Here is an 18,940-nt window from a genome sequence, read left to right as displayed (position 1 = left end):
AGATGAGCGAGCAGAACGCCGGCCCGCACGAGCCCGCTTCGCCCCCGGTCGTCGACGTCGTCGGAACCGTCGCCCGGACCAGGTGCCAGGACACCCGGCACCGCATCCACTATCGCGACGGCGACGAGGTCCGCTCCCTGAGCCTCGCCGAGCTCGACACGGCCGCCCTCCGGGTGGCGGCGCGTCTCCACGCGCTCGGTGTCGGTGCCCGCGACCGCGTCGGCGTCATGGCGCCCAACCGGATCGAGTGGGTGCTGCTCGATCTCGCCGCGCTCAAGCTGGGTGCCGTGACCGCCGGCATCGAACCCGACCGCCACGCACCGGCCGCCGTGCTCGCCGAGTTCGGTCTCGGCCTGTTGTTCACCGACGCCGGCGATCCGTACCCCGTCGACGTAGACCCCGGCACCGGCACCGGCACGAGCGGCGACGGCGGAGCCGTCCACGACATCGCCCAGGTCCGCGACTGGGCCTTCGGTCCCGCCGGCGCGTCCGCCCGTCCCTCCGGGATTCCGCCCCACCCCGGCTACGATCCGGCCGACATCTGCGCCGTCAAGCAGACCTCCGGGAGCACCGGACCGCCCAAGGGCATCGAGGTCACGGTGGCCAGCGTCAACCGGACGATGGCCGCCGTCCAGGAGATGTTCGACCACCGCGACGGCGACAACCTCCTGGTCTTCCTGCCCGTCCGGTTCCTGCAGCAGCGTTACTGGATCTACTCGGCCCTCGTCCACGGCCACGACGTCACCCTGGCCGACCGGCGCACCGCCGTGGCGACGGCCCGGGCGGTCTCGCCCACCGTGATCATGGGGGTGCCCGGGTTCTACGAGCAGCTCAAGGCCCGGCTGGAGGCCGACGGGGTGCCCACCGACCCCGCGGGCCGGGGTGCGGCGATCCGACGGATGCTCGGCGGCCGCATCCGCTATCTGTGGACCGGTTCCGCTCCAGCCGGACGGCAGGTGCTGCACTTCTTCAACGACGCCGGCGTCCCGCTCTACGAGGGCTACGGCCTGAACGAGACGTGCGTCGTCGCCAAGAACCACCCCGGCGCCTTCCGTCTCGGCAGCGTCGGCCGGGTCCTGCCCCACAAGCGCATCCGTTTCGACAAGGACGGCGTCCTCGTCGTCGGCACCACAGATCCCGTGAACACGCGGTACACGTGGTGTGCGCCCGGCGCCAACGAGAAGACCTTCCTGCCGACCGGTGAGGTCAGGACGCACGACGTCGGGCACGTGGACGAGGACGGCTTCCTCTACATCGACGGTCGCGTCGACGACATCGTCACCCTGAGCGGAGCGCTCAACATCCTGGTGCCGCTCGTCGAGGAGCGCGTCCGCGAACTGCCCGGGGTGCACGACTGCGCCGTCTTCGGGGACGGCCGGCCGTACCTCACCGCCGTGGTCTCCCCGGCCACCACCGGGGGCCTCGACGCGGAGGCACTCGCCCGCGGCCTGACCGAACTGAACGAGGAACTCCGCTACGAGCAGCGCGTCTACGCCGCCGTCGTCGCGGACGAGCCGTTCTCCATCGACAACGGCCTGCTGAACGCCCAGTACAAGCTGATGCGTGCGCGGATCGCCGCACGCTACGACCGGGACCTGGAAGAGGTCTACGAGCGGCAGCGCGTCTACAACGACGGCACCATCGGCACCACGCCCGTACTGGTGCAGGAAGCGGAGGAACGGAAACCGTGAGCTGGGACAGTCTGGCCGACCTGGAGCCGGCCAACGACCGGGTGACCCTGCGGCGCATCCGCGTCACCGACACCGAGGCCTTCGCCAGGATCGTGTACGAGCCGGCGATCTGGCGCTATTTCGTCCAGCGCATCGAGACCCCGGACGACCTCCACACCTTCCTGGAGACCGCGATCCGCGACACCCTGACCGGCACCCGGACCGTCTTCGCCGTCATCGACAACGCCACCGGCGGAATCGTCGGAAGCACCGCCTACGGCAACCTCGCCCCGGCCGACCGCCGGCTGGAGATCGGCTGGTCCTGGCTCTGCGCGGGCGCCCGCCGGACCGGCGTCAACCGGGCCGTCAAACTGGCCCTCCTTGACCACGCTTTCGAGGAACTCGGCTGCGAGCGCGTGGAGTTCAAGACGGACGTGCTCAACGCCGGAGCCCGCGCGGGCCTTGCCGGGATCGGCGCCGTCGAGGAGGGCGTCCTGCGCAGCTTCAACGTCATGCCCGGCGGGCGCCGCCGCGATGTCGTCTACTACAGCATCCTGCGCGAGGCGTGGCCCACCGTGCGCAAGGAGCGGTTCGAGGCGACCGGCGCCGGCTCGACCGCGGCCACCGGCAACTGAACCTCATGGAGAGAGGAGGCGGGCCGTGCGCGAGGACTTCTTCTTCGAGGCCGCCGGAGAGCGGCTTGCGGCGACGCGGACCACGGCGGCCGACGGGACCGGTCCTGAGATCCTGACCCTGCACGGCCTGGGCACCACCGCGACCCGGCACCGTACCCGCTATCTGCTCGACGCGTTTGCGGACCACGGACACGGCTCGCTCACCTTCGACTTCTCCGGCAACGGCGACAGCACGGGAGAGCTCACCCGGTCCACACTGAGCCGCCGCCGTGCCGAGACCCTGGCGGCGGCCGGCCGGCTCGACGGGTCGAGGCCGCCCGTGGTCATCGGCACCAGCATGGGCGCCCACCTCGCCGCCTGGACCGTACGGGAGCTCCGGCCGCGCGCGCTTGTGCTGTTCTGCCCGGCGACCTATCCCGAGCACGCCGCCGACCTGCCCTTCGACGGCAGCCTGGTGCGCCCCGACGACCATCCCGACTCTCCCGCGTACGCCGCCCTGCGCGACTTCGAGGGCGATCTGCTGGTCTTCGGCGCCCGTCAGGACCAGGTGTGCTCGCCCGAGGTCACCGAGGGGTACCTCCGCCACGCGCGCCGCGCCCGGTCCGCCGAGCTCGTCTGGTTCGAGGAGTGCGACCACTTCGTCCACCGCTGGCTGCCCCACCAGGAGTCCCTCCGGGAGCGGACCGTACGGGCCGTGCTGCGCCTGCTCGCCCCCTGACCGCCGCGCCCCCGCCGCCGTATCCATACCCACGCCCGCATCCGCATCCGCATCCGCATCCGCATCCGAGGAGCCGCATCGCCATGGCCGTGCAGACCGAGCGGAACCTGCTGAAACGACGAGACGTCGACGCCCTCAAGACCGTCGAGGCCGCCTTCCACTCCGGCCCCCTGGCCGATCTCCTCGCGTCCGCCCCGGAACTGGAGCGGCGCACCGGCCTGACCAGGGAGGAGTTCGAGCGCGAGTACCGCTTCCAGGGCCGCCCCGTGGTCCTTGAGGGGTACGCCGCCGACTGGCCCTCCGTCCGCGGCTGGACCTTCCGCAACCTCGCCGAGCGCTGTGCAGACGTCCCGGTCGTGGTCGACAGCTACAGCAGCCGGGCCGCGCGCAGGACCACCTTCGGCGCGTTCGTCACCCGGATGGAGGAGAGCTCCGGCAGCGGAGCCGATCCGCTCTACCTGCAGGAGTGGTACTACCGGACCAGCGCGCCGGAGCTCGCGGCGGACATGCCGGAACTGGACATCGCCCAGTACGACTTCCGGCGGGAGCTGTACGGCGAGGCCGCCTCGGTCAACCACCAGCTGTGGATCGGCCAGCGGGGCGGCGTCACCCGGCTGCACCAGGACGCGTACTCCGTGGACGTGATGCACGCCCAGATCGTCGGCGAGAAACTCTGGTACGTCATGGGCCCCGGCGCCGAGCTCCTCCCCGGGCCCGGCGGCGAGGCGCGGCTCGACGAGCTGTGCGCCTCCCCCGACGCCCGGCTGACGCGTTTCGTCCTGCGGCCAGGAGACGTGCTCTACCTCCCCGCCCTGTGGTTCCACCGCATCGAGCTCCTCGACGACTCCATCGGACTCGGCCGCAAGTGTCTGGACGAGGCCAACCTCCGTGCCCACGTCCGCCAGCGCATCGGCGAGCTGCTCGCGCTCGCCCTCAACCCGGACGAGCTGCGCGTCACCCACTCCGAGCTGTTCGACGTCGTCGTCGCCCGGGCGCGGGCGCTGGCCGACCGGATGGACATCGACCTGTCCCGACTCCGTCAGTGAGGTACAAAGAGCCCATGAGGCAGCAGCACATCCTGCTGGTCGGCGGCCGGGGCCACGAGGTGCCCAAGGCGGCGGCGCTCGGCCTGCGCCACTCGATGGTCCAGATCCCGGAGCGGGCGGACGAGGAGCAGGCGGCCGCCGCCGCGCGGTACGCCGTCCTCGACTACCGCGACCTGGACGAACTGCTTCCCGTGGTCCGGGACTGGCACGAGGCGGACCCCTTCGACGCCGTGCTCTCCTTCACCGAGTACGGCCTCGAGCCCGCCTCGCGGGTCGCGATCGACCTCGGCGTCCCCGGGGAGAACCTGGCCGCCGTCCTCGCCACCCGCGACAAGACCAGGACGCGTGCCCTGCTCGACCGGCGCGGTCTGAGCCCCGTACGTCACCGGGTGTGCGCCACGGAGGCGGACGCGGCCGGCTTCCTGGCCGGGCTCGGCGGGCGGCCCGTCGTGCTCAAGCCGCCCTCGGGCGGTCTCAGCGAGGGCGTGTACGTCGTCGAGTCCGCCCGGCAGCTCGCCGAGCGCTGGGCCTGGACCGCGGCCGTGGCCGGCCCGGAGCCGGTCCTCGCGGAGGAGTTCCTGACCGGCCCCGAGTACAGCGTCGAGTCGGTCTCCCGGCACGGCGTGCACGAGGTCGTCATGGTCACCGAGAAACTGACCACCGGGTTCCCCGGCTTCGTGGAGCTCGGCCACCAGGTCCCCGCCCGGCTCGACGCCGGTGACCTGGAGGCGATCGAGAAGACCGTCCTGGAGTTCCTCGACCTCATCGGCCAGCGGACGGGTCCGGTCCACAGCGAGCTGCGCCTCACCCCGGACGGCCCCCGCCTGATCGAGGCCCAGACGCGGGTCGGCGGCGACCAGATCTGGGAGATGTGCGAGATGGTCGGTGGAGTCGATCAGATCACCGAGACCATGTGCGCGCTGCTCGGCCTGCCGGACCCGCCGCGGGTGCCCCGGGCCCGCGCGGCCGCCATCCGCTTCTTCTCCCGGGAGAACGTCCGCGTCCGGGGCGTCGAAGGGGTCTCGGACGCCGAGCTCGCCCCCGGCGTGATCCGGGTGGTGTGCACGCTGCGCCCCGGCCAGGACCTGGGTGCCCTCCGCTCGTCCGACTCGCGCCAGGGGTACGTGCTCTGCGCGGGCGACGACACGGGGGACGCCGTGGCGAAGGCGGAGGCGGCACGCGACCTGGTCCGGGTCGACGCCGCCGCGCCCGCCGGCGCTCCCGGCACGGCGGAGCGGCCGTGAGCGCCCCGGCACCGATTCAGCCCACCGCCGCACCGAGTCGGAGAGGGACCATGCGCGTTCTCGTCATCGGCACCAACCGGATGTGCCACGACCGGCTGCGTGACCAGGGGCACGAGATGGTCCTGTTCGTGCCGCGCGGCAGGGCCCGTCGCGAGGACGCGGTCGGCCCGTACGCGCACGTGGTCGTCCTCGACGACGAGGCCGGGACGGACGTGTGGGCCGAGATGGCGGAGGTCCTGCACCGTAGGGCGCCGTTCGACGCGGTCGCCGCGTACAACGAGCACACCTACCCCGTCGTGCGGGCCGTCAGCGAACGGCTGGGCGTCCCCACCACGGTCGACGTCGACCTGTTCCACCGGGTGCTCGACAAGGCGCGGATGCGGGAGATCCTCGACGAGCACGCGATCCCCAGCTGCCGGTTCGCCTTCGCACGCGGGCGCCAGGAGGTCCTGGAGGCCATCGGGAAGCTCGGTCTGCCCTGCATCGTCAAGCCGGTGGACACGGAGGCCAGCGTGGGCGTGTCGCGGATCGACACCGAGGAGGACGTCGAGGCGGCCCTTCGCCGGGTCGGCCCGCACCACATCGAACGGGGCGTGGTGGTCGAGGAGTTCCTCGACGGGGAGGAGGTCAGTGTCGAGGCGCTGTCGACGGGCGGCCGCCACCGCATCGTCGCCGTGACCCGGAAGTTCACCGACCCGGTGACCTTCGTGTCGCGCGGCCATGTGGTCCCCGCTCCGCTCACCGCCGAGGAGCACGCCGCCGTGTCCGCGTACGTCCTCCGCGTCCTGGACGCCTTCGGCTTCCACGACTGTCCCTCGCACACCGAGGTCATGCTGACGGGGCGAGGGCCCCGGATCATCGAGATGCACAACCGGGTCGCGGGCGACGCCATCATGGACCTCGTCCGACTCTCCACGGGCGTGGACATGTACGACCTGGTCGCCCGGCAGAGCATCGGTGAGGACATCGGCGCGCTGCTGCCCGCCGAGATCGTCCACGCGCGCAGCGCGGCGGCCTGGTACGCGGCGCCTTCCGGGCCGCCGACCGACACCCTGCTGGCCGTCGAGGGCGTCGAGGAGGTCCGCGCCCTGCCCCATGTCCGCGCCGTCACGCTCCTGAAGGAGCCGGGCGGCCCGCGGCCCACGGTCCGGCACAACTTCGACCGCTCGGGCCGGGTCCTCGCCGTCGGCGACTCACCGCCGCAGGCGCTGAGCCGGGCCCGCGAGGCGACCGGCATGCTGCGGTTCGTCTACGGGCCCGGTGCCACGGGCCGGTGAGCGGTCGCGTTCCCTCGGGGCGGGTCGCGGCCCGCCGACACGCGGGCCAGGTCGACGGCGTGGTCGCCCGCGGCGCGTCCGGTCGACGATCAGAGCCGTCGGCCTGCCGCGCGCCTACAGCCCCGGGCCGTTGTAGGCGCCCCGGTGGGGCTTGGTGGTCGCGGACACCGGGTTCGCCCAGTAGTCGCGGCCGCCGTTGCCGCTGATCACGGAACCGTTGTTCAGGGCGGGTGACGTCGACCGCAGCTTGTAGCCGTCGACGGAGTGGATCGAGTCGCCGCCGGTACCGGGGCTCACGAAGTGCGGGTCGCCGGTGATGCCGTTGGCGGTGGGCCTCGGCACGCCCTGGAAGACGTTCCACAGCCAGGAGATCCCGGGGCCCGTGGGCAGTCGGGAGTCGGCGTTCCCCACCCAGATGTTGTTCTCGACGACGCTTTCCTCGGGCAGCGTGACGCTGAACTTCCTGTCCGTGCAGTAGAAGACGTTGTTGTACATGTGCAGCGCGGAGCGGCCGGCGGTGACGCTGCTCATCCGGCAGTCGTTCTCGGAGATGTTGTAGCGGATGATCTGCCGGGCGCCGCCGATGGTCCCGCAGCCGTCGCAGTCGAGGAAGAAGCCCCCGATGTTGTCGCGGCTGAAGTTGTACTGGATGGTGCAGGTGCCGGTGTTGCCCCAGTCGCAGTCGAAGGCCTGACTGTCGGCCACGGACATCCGCGTGATCCCGTACACGGCGTTCTTCTGGATGGTCGGATCGCGGTCGCCGAGTACCCAGATGCCGGCGAAGTTGCCGCCGGAGAAGGGGTAGACGCCGTTGCCGACGCCGGAGGCGTTGTTGTACTGGATCATCGGCGCGTCCGCGTAGCTCGCGATGATGCCGTCGCCGCCGACGTCCTTGATGACGTTGTGCTCGATCAGTACGCCCGCGCCCTTGACCGCCATGGCGCCGACGCGGATCTTGAGGCCGCCGCCGCCCGTGTTGCTGACCTGGTTGTGGTGGACGTGGACGTCGTTGAGGGTGGAGTTCGTGCCGCTCGCGCCGGTGACGATGCCGGCGGACTGGACGAAGTCCTCGGTGGTCGGGCTGTTCTTGTTCGTCTGGCCGGCCACACGGTCGATGACGAGACCGCTGATGTCGAATCCGCGGTGCGCCGTGCCGTCGGTGGCGGAGATCCGCAGGCCGGTGCGGCGGGCGAGGGAGGCGGCGGGGTTGGTCAGCTTGAGGTCGCTGACGCGCCAGTGGTCCTGGTTGGTCAGGGAGACGACGTCGGGGGCGCCGTTCCCGTTGATGACGGGGAGGGCGCCGGAGCCGTAGCGGGTGAGGGTGACGGGGGCGGCGGCGGTGCCGCTGCCCTTGGGGGCGAGGGACCCGGTGCAGGTGGTGCCCGACGCGAAGGCGAGGGTGTCACCGGGGCCGTACGTCCTCGCGTTGGCCTGGGCGACGCTGTTGAACGGTGCGGCCTGGCTGCCGTCGCCGGCGTCCGGCAGCGAACAGTCCACATGGGTGGTGGTCGCCGCGGCCGCGGCGGGAGGAACGCCGACGAGGGTGACGCCGCCGGCGGCCACGAGCGAAAGGGCGACCAGCCCGCCGCTCATCGCACGCCGTCCCGAGAATGCCTGCATGGCCATGACACAACGCCCTTCTGAAGGTCCGATGCCGCCAGAAGCTAGGTCCGAGCGATGATCGAGTCAACACATTCCTGTCGATTGATCGAATCTCGATCAGAGGGAGGGCGTTCGGTCAACTCGCGCCCTGCCTGGACGCGTCACCGGCCAGGGTTCGTCGGCCGGCCACAGCAGCGGCCCCGCCACCGAGCTCTCCTCCGGCTCCCGGACCCCGACGGCGGGCGGTTCCGTCAGGGGTGCGGTTACGGCCAACGGGAAGGGGCCGCTCCGCCGTTGGGGCGCGGGAGGCACAAGGACGCTCAGGACCTGCGCCGCACCGTGGTCCGGGGACGCTCTCGTACGGCCGTGTCGCACAAGCATCGCCCCGGTGTCACAGCGTCGTCACACTCCCATCGTCGTCCCATCGCACTGGCCCGGCTCACGATGGCCGGAAGGCGTCCGGATCAACCCCTAGGCGCCGTACCGCCGTTGATCACGCCTTTCTCACCTCACATACTGCGCTGACCAGCGGCGGGCGCCGGTGCGCCCGGCTGGAACCGACCACCGACTTCGTCCCGATCTCCTGGGGGAGACTTGCGCGCACATGTGCACAGAGCACGCGCCTTCACCATCACAGCGGCCACTTCGGTGGCCCTGGTCGCAGGCATGACCGGCCCCGCGACATCGATCGCCGCGAACGCGACGACCTCACCTCACACGAACACACCGCACAGCTCACGTTCCGGCGTCGAGCAGCGGATCCGGCTCATCACGGGCGACCACGTGGTGGTCGGAGCCAAGGGCCGGGTGGTGGCCTTCGAGGCCGCCGAGGGCCGTGAGCGGATACCCGTACAGATACAGCGCGTCAAGGACCACACGCTGCTCGTGCCCGGCGACGCGCGGAGCCTGATCGCCGCCGGCAAGCTGGACCAGCGGCTCTTCGACCTCACCGAGCTCACCGATCCTCGGCTGCGCGCGAGCCACCGCGACGGGCTCAAGCTGATCGTGCAGTACGAGGAGGGTGCCCGGGCCGCGCGGGCCGAGGTGCGTGCGGCCGGTGACACCCAGGTGCGGCGCACGTTCCCCACCATCGACGCCGACGCCATCCGCACCTCGCGGGACGACGTGGCCAGGGTGTGGGAGGCGCTGACCGACCCGGGGCGGAGCGGCGCGCGCGCCACCGCCTCCGGCATCGGCAAGGTGTGGCTGGACGGTGTGCGGCGGGCCGACCTGGACCGCGGCGTCCGCCAGATCGGCGCCGACAAGGCGTGGGAGTCCGGGTACGACGGAACGGGCGTCAAGATCGCCGTCCTCGACACCGGTGTCGACAGGACCCACGACGACCTCAGGACCCAGGTCGTCGGCGAGAAGAACTTCTCCGCCTCCCCCGACGCCGTGGACCGCGTCGGACACGGCACGCACGTCGCGTCGATCGCCGTCGGTACGGGTGCCAGGTCCGGCGGTACGTACAAGGGCGTCGCCCCCGGCGCCAAGGTGATCAGCGGGAAGGTCCTCGACGACCAGGGCTTCGGGGACGACTCCGCCATCATCGCGGGCATGGAGTGGGCCGCCGCCGAAGGCGCGGACGTGGTCAACCTCAGCCTCGGCGGCGGTGACAGCCCCGGCGTCGACCCGCTGGAAGCGGCGGTGAACACCCTGAGCGCCGAGAAGGGGATCCTCTTCGCCGTCGCCGCGGGCAACGACGGCGAGTACGGCGCTTCCACGCTCGGATCGCCGGGCAGCGCGGACGCCGCGCTGACCGTCGGCGCGGTCGACAAGGACGACAAGGTCGCGGCCTTCTCCAGCACGGGCCCGCGCGTCGGCGACGGTGCCGTGAAACCGGACGTGACCGCGCCCGGCGTGGCCATCACCGCGGCCGCCGCCCCCGGCAGCGCGATCGACACCCAGCCCGGCACACCGCACCCGGCCCCCGGCTACCTGCAGATCGACGGGACCTCGATGGCCACCCCGCACGTGGCCGGCGCGGCGGCGATCCTGAAGCAGAAGCACCCGGACTGGAAGTCCCCCGAGCTCAAGGGCGCGCTGGTCGCGTCCACCAAGGGGGGCGACCACACCGCCTTCCAGCAGGGCTCGGGCCGCGTCCAGGTCGACCGGGCGCTGGCCCAGAGCGTGATCGCCGATCCGGTCTCGCTGACCTTCGGCGTGGCACGGTGGCCGCACACCGACGACCAGCCGCTGACCCGGAAGGTCGGCTACCGCAACCTCGGGACCACCGACGTCACCCTCGACCTGTCGGTGTCCACGCTCGACCCCACGGGCAAGCCCGCCCCGGCCGGGTTCTTCAAGCTGGGCGCCACCCGGGTCACCGTGCCGGCCGGCGGCAGGGCCGAGGTCGACCTGATCGCCGACACCGGCGTCGGCGGCACCGACGGCACCTTCTCGGGCTACGTCACCGCCACCGGCGGCGGCCAGTCCGTCCGTACGGCGGCGGTCGCCGTCCGCGAGGCGGAGTCGTACGACCTCACGCTGCGGACCGTCGGCCGCGACGGCGAGGACGCCCAGAACTTCAGCAACACCCTGACCGGCGTCGACGGTCCCGCCAAGGGATTCCAGACCCGCGTCGACAACGAGCCGGGCACCCACACGATCCGCGTGCCCAAGGGCTCGTACATCCTCGACACGGCCGTCTACGCGGACCCGTCGGACTACGCCAAGGGCACCGACTGGATCTCCCGGCCGAAGCTGGAGATCACGGGCGACACCACCATCACCCCCGACGCGCGCACCACGAAGCCGGTGGACCTCACCGTGCCCGGCCTCGACAGGGCGGACTACGGCGGCTCGTACTACGAGGTCGCCACCGCCCTGGGAGGCGTCGGCAGCGGCTGGGTCCTCCACGGATTCACCGGCTTCCGCACCGCCCACGCCGGTCCTGCCGTCACCGACGGCTCGCTCCTGCAGACCTGGGACGCGCACTTCATCAAGGACGCCACCACCCAGTACTCGGTGGCCTTCGGCGGTGGGACGGACCGGGTCGCGACCGGCTACACCCGGCACGTGAAGGCGGACGAACTGGCCACGCTCAAGGTCGCCCTCGGCGCGTCCGCGCCCGGCAAGACCGCGCTCGCCTCCCCCTACTCCCAGCTGCCGGGAGCGCCGCAGGGCAACGCGTTCTCCGCGCCGCAGGCACTGCCGGGCACGCGCACCTTCCATGTCTCCACCGCTGACGGCGTGCGGTGGCTGACCCGGTTCGAGCAGTACGGCGAGCCCGACGCGTGGGGCTACCCGGAGTTCGAGGGACGGTACGAGATGGTCCGGCCGAAGCGCTACGAGACCGGCAGGACGTACCGCGAGACCTTCAACACGGGCGTCTTCGGCCCGCTTCTGGGCGAGAACATGGGTGTCTTCCGCACCGCGCCCGACCCGGCCACCGGTGAGCAGCAGATCATCGGCGCCCTGCCGCTGCTCGCCGACGGCGCCGGCCACGCGGGCTGGACGAGGCACACCTCGGCCACGACGACGCTCTACCGCGACGGCGTCAAGGTCGCCGAGAACGACGACCCGCTGACCGGCACGATGCCCTTCACGGTCGACTCGTCCGACGCCGAATACCGGCTGACGGCCTCCGTGGAGCGCTCGGCGAAGCTCGCCGGCGCCTCCACCCGCGTCGAGACCGGTTTCACGTTCCGCTCGAAGCAGGTCGCGGCGACCACGGCGCTTCCGGTCTCCACGGTCCGTTTCACGGCCCCCGTGGACCTCGCCTCGCGCATCCCGGCGGGCATGCCGGTCCTGGTCCCGGTGACCGTGCAGGGCCCGGCGGCGGGGAACAATCTGAAGTCGCTCACCGTGTCCGTGAGTTACGACGACGGGAAGAGCTGGCAGCCCGTGAAGGTCCGGGACGGCAGGGTCTTCGTGAAGAGTCCGGCGAAGGACAGCGGCATCGCGTTCTCCGCCGAGGTCACGGACAGGCAGGGGAACACGTCGACGCTGAAGATCCACAACGCGTGGTACGGCAAGTGACGCGCGGTACGGCAGGTATCGCGGGGTACGACGGGTGACGTCGCCCTGGTGACCCGTTCCGTGTGACGGCGATGTGCTGGAGGGCGTGCGCGTACGCCCTCCAGCACGTGCGTTCCCCTCAGGCGGTGGCCGGAGGGGTGGGCCAGGGGACGTCGGCTTCGACGGCGGCGGCGTAGTCGACGCCCGGGACGGAGAAGCCGTAGAGACGGCGGACCTCGTCGCTGAACCAGTCGAGGTCGGCGAGTTCGGTGATGGACTCGCTGGTGGCGGTGGCCCAGCGTTCGGCGACGGCGTTCTGCACGGCGGGGTCGAGTTCCCACGTGTCGAGGCGGACCCGGCCCTCCTCGTCGAGGTCGAGAGGCCGGACGCCGGTCAACTGGTCCCAGAGCCGCACGAGTTGGCCGACCGGGGCCACCATGGCCTCACCGAGGACGCCGCGCAGCAGCCCGACGTACAGGGCGATGCCGGGGATGGCGGTGGACGACTGCGTGACGGCGGCGGCGTTGACCGAGGTCACGGCCCGGCCGCCCACGGTCTTGCCGAGGCGCTCGTCCAAGGTGCGGGCGGTGGCTTCGAGGTGGGCCTTCGCGACGCCGATGGTGCCCTGCCGGTAGATCGCCGCGGTGAGCGGTGAGCCGATGTACGACAGGGCGGCGGTGGTGAAGCCGTCGGCGAGCAGGGAACGGTCGGCGAGGAACGTGATCCACCGTTCCCAGTCGGCGCCGCCCATGACCGCCACGGTCTGCTCGATGTCGTCGCCCTCGGCCGGCGCGGTGGTGACCTCCTTCACCTCCGGAGCACCGTTCTCGTCGAAGACGAGGGTCTTGGTGGTGTACGGCGAGCCGATCGGCCTGAGGACCGAGGCGTGGACGTCGCCGGTGTCCGGGTCGGTGCGCCGGGGCGCGGCCACCGAGTAGATCAGGAAGTCGAGCCGTCCCCCGAACCGCTCGGCGAGGAGATCGGCGACCTGCTCCTTCACCGTGTCGCTGAACGCGTCGCCGTTGATGAAGACCATGTCCCGCCCGTGCTCCCGGGCGAGCCGGGCGGTGGCGGCGGTGCGGTACCAGCCCGCCGTGCCGGTGCGCCGCGCCGGCGCCTTCTCGAAACACACGCCGATGCCGCGGATGCCGACCCGGGCGAGGCCCGCGATCGTGGCGGCCAGACCGTACCCGGCGGACGAGCCGATGACCAGGGCCACCGGCCCGTCACCCTCGCCGGTGGCGACGGGGGCGAGAGGGCCGGGGACGGCCTGCCACATCTCGTCCACCAGCTGTCGGCAGCCGCCGGGGTGGGAATCGAGGAACAGGAAGCCCCGGCTCTTGGGCGCGATGACGCGTTCAGTCACGGTGTGGGTCCCAGGTGTCGTCACGGACAGGAAGCGGCGGCCACCTCGGCCACCCCGTCCCGCAAGTCTGCGGCCGCCGGGACGAACGTGGTGATCTTGACCGACACAACGATGTCCGGCCCGGCTTGGAGGGTTCCCACTGTCTCGGCGCAGGACGTCCCCGGCCGCGCCACTGCCGTACGGGATGCCGGAACAATGTCCGGGACGACTCATTCGGTACACGACGACGCTCAGCGAGGACCCAGATGAACGACGGCTCTCCCTCCGCTCCCCCCACTCCTTCGCCCGCCACCCCGCTTCCCTCCCCCGCGTTCCGCCTCCACCCCGGAGCACCCGACTCCCCGGTGATCCTGCACGTCCCCCACTCCTCCCGGGTCGTACCCGCGCACGTGCGCGCCGGAATCTCGCTCGACGACACCGCTCTGGAGCGGGAGTTGGACCACATCACCGACTCCCACACGGCGGAGGTGGCCGCAGGGGCGGCCGGGGCCGCGCCCCTCACTCCCTGGCGGTTCGTCAACGGGCTCTCGCGTCTGGTCGTCGATCCGGAGCGGTTCCCCGACGAGCGGGAGGAGATGCTGGCGGCGGGCATGGGCGCGGTCTACACCCGTACCACGCACCGCGAGGAGCTGCGCCCGGACGGATTCGACGGACAGCCGTTGATCGAGCGCTACTTCCGGCCCTACGCGCAGGCCGTGACGGACGCCGTCGCGGAGCGGCTGGCGGCGGTCGGGCGGGTGGTGGTCATCGACGTCCACTCGTACCCGACGAAGGCGTTGCCGTACGAGCTCCACGGTGACGGGCCCCGCCCGCCGGTCTGCCTGGGCACCGATCCTTTCCACACGCCCGCGCCGCTGCTCGAAGCGGCGCGGCGGGCGTTCGGCGGCTTCGGCGGCACGGAGCTGGACACCCCGTTCGCGGGCACGTATGTGCCCCTGCGGTACTACGGGAAGACGCCCGAGGTCACCGCCCTGATGGTCGAGATCCGGCGCGACCTCTACATGGAGGAGCCGGGCGGTCCGGCGGGCCCCGGTCTCGAAACACTGGCGGGAGCACTGGCCGACCTGGTCGCCTGGGCGTCCGCCTGACGGGGAGGCCGCCGGACACCCGTCCGGAAGGAGCTCCTGGAAGCTCCGACCGTTCACCGTCCCGCGCGGGCACGGTGTCCGCACCGGTAAATCCACGGCCGTTGTCAGTGGATGATGCGAGACTCGGCCCCATGAAGCCCAATGATCCCAAGGACGACCTGCACCGTTACCTCACGTCGGCCCGCGAAGCCATCGTCTGGAAGCTGGACGGACTGTCCGAGTACGACATACGCCGTCCTCTGACACCGACCGGCACCAACCTCCTCGGCCTCGTCAAGCACCTCGCCAGCGTCGAGTTCGGGTACTTCGGCCCGACCTTCGGACGCCCGCACGAGGAAGCGCTCCCCTGGCACGAGGAGGACGCCGAGCCCAACGCGGACATGTGGGCGACCGCCGACGAGTCGCGCGAGGACATCCTCGGCCTCTACGACCGCGCCCGGGCGCACGCGGACGCGACGATCGAGGCGCTGCCGCTCGACGCGAGGGGCCACGTCCCGTGGTGGGGCGACAACGGAGACGTGACGCTTCAGCGGGTCATGCTGCACATGGCGGTCGAGACGAGCCGACACGCGGGCCACGCGGACATCGTCCGCGAGCTGATCGACGGCAAGGTCGGCATGCGGGAGGCCAACAGCAACATGGCCGGGGGCGACGAGGCCTGGTACCAGGAGTACTGGAACCGCCTGGAGGCGTCCGCCAAGGAGGCTCACGCCAGGCAGGGCTGAGGTGACGTGAGGGGGCCCGGCACCGAAGGCCGGTGCGGTGCGGCGGCCATCGCGAGCGCACCGGCCTCGGCTGTCCGGACGGTCTCGGACCGATCGGCTCCCCTGACGACGAGGGGGCACGAACCGTCACGCCAAAACCTGAACCGGAGTTGAGGCCAAGGACCCACCGTGCAGCGGCGGGGCAAAGCGACCTCCGCGTAAGGGAGTTACGGGTGCTGCGATACGTTGATCGCGTGACCGACATCGAATCGCGCATCGACACGTCCCGGCCGCACACCGCCCGGATATGGAACTACTGGACCGGCGGCAAGGACAACTACCCGGTCGACCGGGCGGCCGGCGACCAGATCCGCGAGCTGCATCCCGGGATCGGGGAGTACGCGAAGGCGGACCGGCTGTTCCTGGGGCGGGCGGTGCGGCACCTGGCCGAGCAGGAGGGCATCCGGCAGTTCCTCGACATCGGAACGGGCCTGCCGAGCGCTGACAACACCCACGAGGTCGCCCAGCGCGTCACCCCCGACGCCCGGGTCGTGTACGTCGACAACGACCCGCTCGTCCTCGCGCACGCCCGTGCCCTGCTTGTCGGGACGCCCGAGGGCCGCACCGACTACCTGGACGCCGACCTGCGGGACGTCGACACGGTCCTGGCCACGGCGGCGAAGACGCTCGACCTGTCGCAGCCGGTCGCGCTCATGCTGCTCGGAGTCGTCATCTTCATCGAGGACGACGAGGAGTCGTACGCGATCGTCCGCCGGCTCATGGACGCGCTCGCCCCCGGCAGCCACCTCGTCCTGTCCCACACGGTCACCCACCCCGACATGCCGGACGTCGACGCGGCGGTGGCGTTCTGGAACGAACACGGCACCCCGAAGCTCACGCAGCGCACCCCTGCCGCCGTCGCACGCTACTTCGACGGCCTGGAGCTCCTCGAGCCCGGGGTGGTGTCCTGCTCGGCGTGGCGACCGGAGACGCCGACGCCGGACGTCGCGATGTTCGCGGGCGTGGGTCGCAAGTAGCGGCGGCCTCCACCGTCCGGCCCGCCCCTCACCCCATCGCGACGACGACCTTGCCGGCCTTGGCGCGGCCCTGCTCGGCGTACTCCATGGCCTGGCGCGTCTCGTCGAAGGGGAAGACGCGGTCGACGACGGGGCGGATCGCTCCGTCGTCGATGAGCCGGGTGAGTTCGCGGAGCTGGTCGCCGTCGGCCTTCATGAAGAGGAAGGAGTAGGTGACGCCCTGGCGCTTGGCCCGGGGCCGGGTTCTCAGGCTCAGTACGTTCATCGCCTGCCGCAGGATCGGGTTCGCGCCGAGTTCACGGGCGAAGTTCGCGTCGGGGGGCCCTGCGACGCTGACGACCTTCCCGCCCGGCTTGAGGACCCGCAGGGACTTCTCCAGGGTCGGGCCGCCGAGGGTGTCCAGGACGACGTCGTAGCCGTCCAGGACCTCCTCGAAGTCCTGTGTCCGGTAGTCGACGACGACGTCCGCGCCGAGCTCCTTGACCAGGTCGGCCTTGGCCGCGCTCGCGGTGGTCGCCACGTGTGCGCCCAGGTGCCTGGCCAGCTGGAGGGCGATGGTGCCGACGCCGCCGGAGCCCGCGTGGATCAGAACCTTCTGGCCCGGCCGGACCTGCGCCTTGCCGACCAGCGCCTGCCACGACGTCAGGGCGACCAGGGGAAGGGAGGCTGCCTCCGCCATGGTGAGGGCGGCCGGCTTGGGAGCCAGGTCGTCCTGGTGGACGGCGATGCGTTCGGCGAACGTGCCGATCCTGTCCTTGTCGGGCCGGGCGTAGACCTCGTCCCCCACCGCGAAGCGGGTGACGTCCGCTCCCACCTCGACCACCACCCCCGCGAGGTCGTTGCCCAGGACGAGAGGGAGACGGTACGGCAGGATCGCCTTGAAGTCGCCGTCGCGGATCTTGAAGTCCAGCGGGTTGACGCTCGCCGCGTGGACCCGGACCAGGACGTCGTCGGCGCCCACCCGCGGTTCCGGGGCCTCGCTGACGCGGCCGTCGTCCTTGGCGCCGTAGCGAGCGATCATGAAAGCTTTCATCAAAGTCTCCGTTTCCCGTCCTCGGGGACGGGGTCTCCGTGCGTCCCGGGCTGCTGCCCGTACGAGACACTCCGTCGTGTTCGTTCTGATCTGCTGGAGTCCCTCACCGACGGACGGTCGGCCGTCACCTGCGTGGCGTCCGCCGCAGGGCGGCAAGGTCAGCCCTGCGGCGATGCGCGCCTCACGCCGCGTTCGGCGCCGAGGCCAGGCCCTGCTTCACGTAACGGGTGATCTCGTCGGCGAGGATCTCGGGCAGTCCGGCCTCGATGCCGGCCAGGGCCTGGGCAGCGACCTCGGCGGGGTCCGCCTTCTGGTCGGCGGGGACGCTCGCGGCCATCTCGGTGTCCATGTATCCGACGTGCAGCGCCGAGACGGCGATGCCGCGCGGCGCGAGTTCCTCGCGAGCCGCGCCGGTCAGCGCCCACGCCGCCGCCTTGGCCGCCGCATACGCTCCGAGGTCGGCCGGGTGCAGCCAGGACAGCACCGACAGGACGTTGAGCACGGCACCGCCGCCGTTGGCCTCGATGACGGGGGCGAAGGCCCGCGTCACGGCGAGGGGCCCGAAGAAGTTGGTGTCCATCTCCAGGCGCACCGCGTCGAGGCCGCCCGCTATCAGCGGCGTTCCGGTGGAGACTCCGGCGTTGTTCACCAGCAGTGTCGCGTCGGGCACGGTACGGGCCGCGGCCCGGATCGACTCCTCGTCCGTCACGTCGAGCCGCAGCGGGATGACGCCCGGGAGGTCGACCGACTCGGGGCGCCGGGCCGCCGCGTACACCGTCGCTCCGCGCTCCACGAGCTGGGCGGCCAGGTGCCGCCCGAGCCCCCGGTTGGCGCCGGTGACGACCGCGACCGCGTCCTTCAGTTCCATGCTCACTCCCAGCGTTGCGGCCGTCGTCGAACGGCCCGCGTCCACATTAGATGACAACCGCAATCTAACCACTGGACTAGGATAGATGCCAGTTGTCATCCAATCGGGAGGTGGCCGATGGGCCGCGTATCGCAGGCGCAGGCGGAGGAGAACCGGCGGCGGGTGGTGGAAACAGCCTCCCGACTGTTCCGGGAGCAGGGGACCCACGTCAGCGTCGCCGACCTGATGAAGGCGGCCGGACTGACCCACGGCGGCTTCTACAAGCAGTTCGCCTCCAAGGAGGCGCTCATCGGCGAAGCCACCGCCCACGCCTTCGACGAACTCGCCCGGCACCACGAGGACGGACTCGAGCAGCACGGCGGACAGCGCGACGCCGCGCAACGGGCACTGATCGACACGTACCTCTCCCCCGAGCACCGCGACAGCCCGGCGGACGGGTGCCCCGTCGCCGCGCTCGCCACCGACATGGCTCGCGAAGGTGAAGATCATGAGGCCCGTCGGATCTTCACCGAGGGGGTGGGCGAATTCACCGAGTGGCTCGCCACGGAGGACCAGGACGGCATCATCCGGCTGTGCACCATGCTCGGAGCCCTCGTCCTGGCCCGAGCCACCACCGGCTCACCACTCTCCGAGCAGATCCTCACCGCCGCGCGCACGGCATTGACTGCCGCCCCGACTGACGGGTGACACGC

Annotated in this window: 15 protein-coding genes; 11 read left to right on the top strand and 4 right to left on the bottom strand. The window is 71.5% G+C overall.

Features of this window, described 5'->3' with window-relative positions; all coding sequences use genetic code 11:
* Positions 1–2 precede the first annotated feature (2 nt).
* The 6 genes from ACZ4VK_RS08085 to ACZ4VK_RS08060 all read left to right on the top strand — a co-directional run bounded on the left by ACZ4VK_RS08085 (position 3) and on the right by ACZ4VK_RS08060 (position 6,590).
* The gene (locus ACZ4VK_RS08085; RefSeq protein ID WP_468349711.1) at positions 3–1,691 is read left to right on the top strand and encodes an AMP-binding protein; all 1,689 of its coding nucleotides are present in this window, start codon (positions 3–5) and stop codon (positions 1,689–1,691) included.
* The gene (locus tag ACZ4VK_RS08080) at positions 1,688–2,305 is read left to right on the top strand and encodes a GNAT family N-acetyltransferase (protein WP_468349709.1); all 618 of its coding nucleotides are present in this window, start codon (positions 1,688–1,690) and stop codon (positions 2,303–2,305) included. Before ACZ4VK_RS08085 ends, ACZ4VK_RS08080 begins: the two co-directional genes overlap by 4 nt.
* Before the next feature lie 25 nt (positions 2,306–2,330).
* On the top strand, positions 2,331–3,023 hold the full coding sequence (locus tag ACZ4VK_RS08075; RefSeq protein WP_468349707.1) for an alpha/beta hydrolase: 693 nt from the start codon (positions 2,331–2,333) through the stop codon (positions 3,021–3,023).
* An 83-nt stretch (positions 3,024–3,106) separates the two neighbouring features.
* Positions 3,107–4,069, top strand: coding sequence for a cupin-like domain-containing protein (locus ACZ4VK_RS08070; protein ID WP_468349705.1), 963 nt, complete (start codon positions 3,107–3,109; stop codon positions 4,067–4,069).
* A gap of 14 nt (positions 4,070–4,083) precedes the next feature.
* The gene (locus ACZ4VK_RS08065; RefSeq protein ID WP_468349704.1) at positions 4,084–5,313 is read left to right on the top strand and encodes an ATP-grasp domain-containing protein; all 1,230 of its coding nucleotides are present in this window, start codon (positions 4,084–4,086) and stop codon (positions 5,311–5,313) included.
* A gap of 50 nt (positions 5,314–5,363) precedes the next feature.
* Positions 5,364–6,590, top strand: coding sequence for an ATP-grasp domain-containing protein (locus ACZ4VK_RS08060; protein WP_468349702.1), 1,227 nt, complete (start codon positions 5,364–5,366; stop codon positions 6,588–6,590).
* A 114-nt stretch (positions 6,591–6,704) separates the two neighbouring features.
* On the opposite strand, the gene ACZ4VK_RS08055 is transcribed toward ACZ4VK_RS08060, so the two are convergent.
* Positions 6,705–8,216, bottom strand: a complete 1,512-nt coding sequence (locus ACZ4VK_RS08055; RefSeq protein ID WP_468349700.1) for a right-handed parallel beta-helix repeat-containing protein — start codon at positions 8,214–8,216, stop codon at positions 6,705–6,707.
* A gap of 642 nt (positions 8,217–8,858) precedes the next feature.
* Between ACZ4VK_RS08055 and ACZ4VK_RS08050 the strand changes: the two genes are divergently transcribed.
* Entirely contained in the window at positions 8,859–12,173 is a 3,315-nt protein-coding gene (locus ACZ4VK_RS08050) for a S8 family peptidase (protein ID WP_468349698.1), read from the top strand.
* A 118-nt stretch (positions 12,174–12,291) separates the two neighbouring features.
* On the opposite strand, the gene fabV is transcribed toward ACZ4VK_RS08050, so the two are convergent.
* A complete protein-coding gene (fabV, locus tag ACZ4VK_RS08045; protein ID WP_468349696.1) occupies positions 12,292–13,518 on the bottom strand; it encodes an enoyl-[acyl-carrier-protein] reductase FabV in 1,227 nt (408 codons plus the stop codon).
* A 245-nt stretch (positions 13,519–13,763) separates the two neighbouring features.
* Between fabV and ACZ4VK_RS08040 the strand changes: the two genes are divergently transcribed.
* The 3 genes from ACZ4VK_RS08040 to ACZ4VK_RS08030 all read left to right on the top strand — a co-directional run bounded on the left by ACZ4VK_RS08040 (position 13,764) and on the right by ACZ4VK_RS08030 (position 16,347).
* A complete protein-coding gene (locus tag ACZ4VK_RS08040) occupies positions 13,764–14,606 on the top strand; it encodes an N-formylglutamate amidohydrolase (protein WP_468349694.1) in 843 nt (280 codons plus the stop codon).
* Positions 14,607–14,737: 131 nt separating this feature from the next.
* Positions 14,738–15,331 carry a DinB family protein gene (locus ACZ4VK_RS08035; RefSeq protein ID WP_468349692.1) on the top strand — a complete coding sequence of 198 codons (594 nt, stop codon included), beginning with the start codon at positions 14,738–14,740 and terminating at the stop codon, positions 15,329–15,331.
* A 233-nt stretch (positions 15,332–15,564) separates the two neighbouring features.
* A complete protein-coding gene (locus ACZ4VK_RS08030; RefSeq protein WP_468349691.1) occupies positions 15,565–16,347 on the top strand; it encodes an SAM-dependent methyltransferase in 783 nt (260 codons plus the stop codon).
* Positions 16,348–16,375: 28 nt separating this feature from the next.
* Here ACZ4VK_RS08030 and ACZ4VK_RS08025 read toward each other — a convergent pair whose 3' ends face one another.
* The gene (locus ACZ4VK_RS08025; protein ID WP_468349689.1) at positions 16,376–17,380 is read right to left on the bottom strand and encodes an NADP-dependent oxidoreductase; all 1,005 of its coding nucleotides are present in this window, start codon (positions 17,378–17,380) and stop codon (positions 16,376–16,378) included.
* 181 nt (positions 17,381–17,561) lie between these two features.
* Positions 17,562–18,248 carry an SDR family oxidoreductase gene (locus tag ACZ4VK_RS08020; RefSeq protein WP_468349687.1) on the bottom strand — a complete coding sequence of 229 codons (687 nt, stop codon included), beginning with the start codon at positions 18,246–18,248 and terminating at the stop codon, positions 17,562–17,564.
* Between the two features lie 117 nt (positions 18,249–18,365).
* Here ACZ4VK_RS08020 and ACZ4VK_RS08015 point away from each other — a divergent pair, with 117 nt between their 5' ends.
* A complete protein-coding gene (locus ACZ4VK_RS08015) occupies positions 18,366–18,935 on the top strand; it encodes a TetR/AcrR family transcriptional regulator (protein ID WP_468349686.1) in 570 nt (189 codons plus the stop codon).
* Positions 18,936–18,940 lie beyond the last annotated feature (5 nt).

Source organism: Streptomyces sp. NPDC028711, from assembly GCF_055565415.1.
The sequence above is the reverse complement of the archived record's forward strand: the minus strand, read 5'-3'. Positions and strand labels throughout refer to the sequence as shown.

What these genes read in the sequence shown, in the direction of transcription:
- ACZ4VK_RS08070 (WP_468349705.1), top strand. Translation starts at nt 3,107, where the DNA reads ATGGCCGTGCAGACCGAGCGGAACCTGCTGAAACGACGAGACGTCGAC.
- ACZ4VK_RS08065 (WP_468349704.1), top strand. Translation starts at nt 4,084, where the DNA reads ATGAGGCAGCAGCACATCCTGCTGGTCGGCGGCCGGGGCCACGAGGTG.
- ACZ4VK_RS08015 (WP_468349686.1), top strand. Translation starts at nt 18,366, where the DNA reads ATGGGCCGCGTATCGCAGGCGCAGGCGGAGGAGAACCGGCGGCGGGTG.
- ACZ4VK_RS08055 (WP_468349700.1), bottom strand. Translation starts at nt 8,216, where the DNA reads ATGGCCATGCAGGCATTCTCGGGACGGCGTGCGATGAGCGGCGGGCTG.
- ACZ4VK_RS08060 (WP_468349702.1), top strand. Translation starts at nt 5,364, where the DNA reads ATGCGCGTTCTCGTCATCGGCACCAACCGGATGTGCCACGACCGGCTG.
- ACZ4VK_RS08040 (WP_468349694.1), top strand. Translation starts at nt 13,764, where the DNA reads ATGAACGACGGCTCTCCCTCCGCTCCCCCCACTCCTTCGCCCGCCACC.
- ACZ4VK_RS08035 (WP_468349692.1), top strand. Translation starts at nt 14,738, where the DNA reads ATGAAGCCCAATGATCCCAAGGACGACCTGCACCGTTACCTCACGTCG.
- ACZ4VK_RS08050 (WP_468349698.1), top strand. Translation starts at nt 8,859, where the DNA reads ATGACCGGCCCCGCGACATCGATCGCCGCGAACGCGACGACCTCACCT.
- ACZ4VK_RS08085 (WP_468349711.1), top strand. Translation starts at nt 3, where the DNA reads ATGAGCGAGCAGAACGCCGGCCCGCACGAGCCCGCTTCGCCCCCGGTC.
- ACZ4VK_RS08020 (WP_468349687.1), bottom strand. Translation starts at nt 18,248, where the DNA reads ATGGAACTGAAGGACGCGGTCGCGGTCGTCACCGGCGCCAACCGGGGG.
- ACZ4VK_RS08025 (WP_468349689.1), bottom strand. Translation starts at nt 17,380, where the DNA reads ATGAAAGCTTTCATGATCGCTCGCTACGGCGCCAAGGACGACGGCCGC.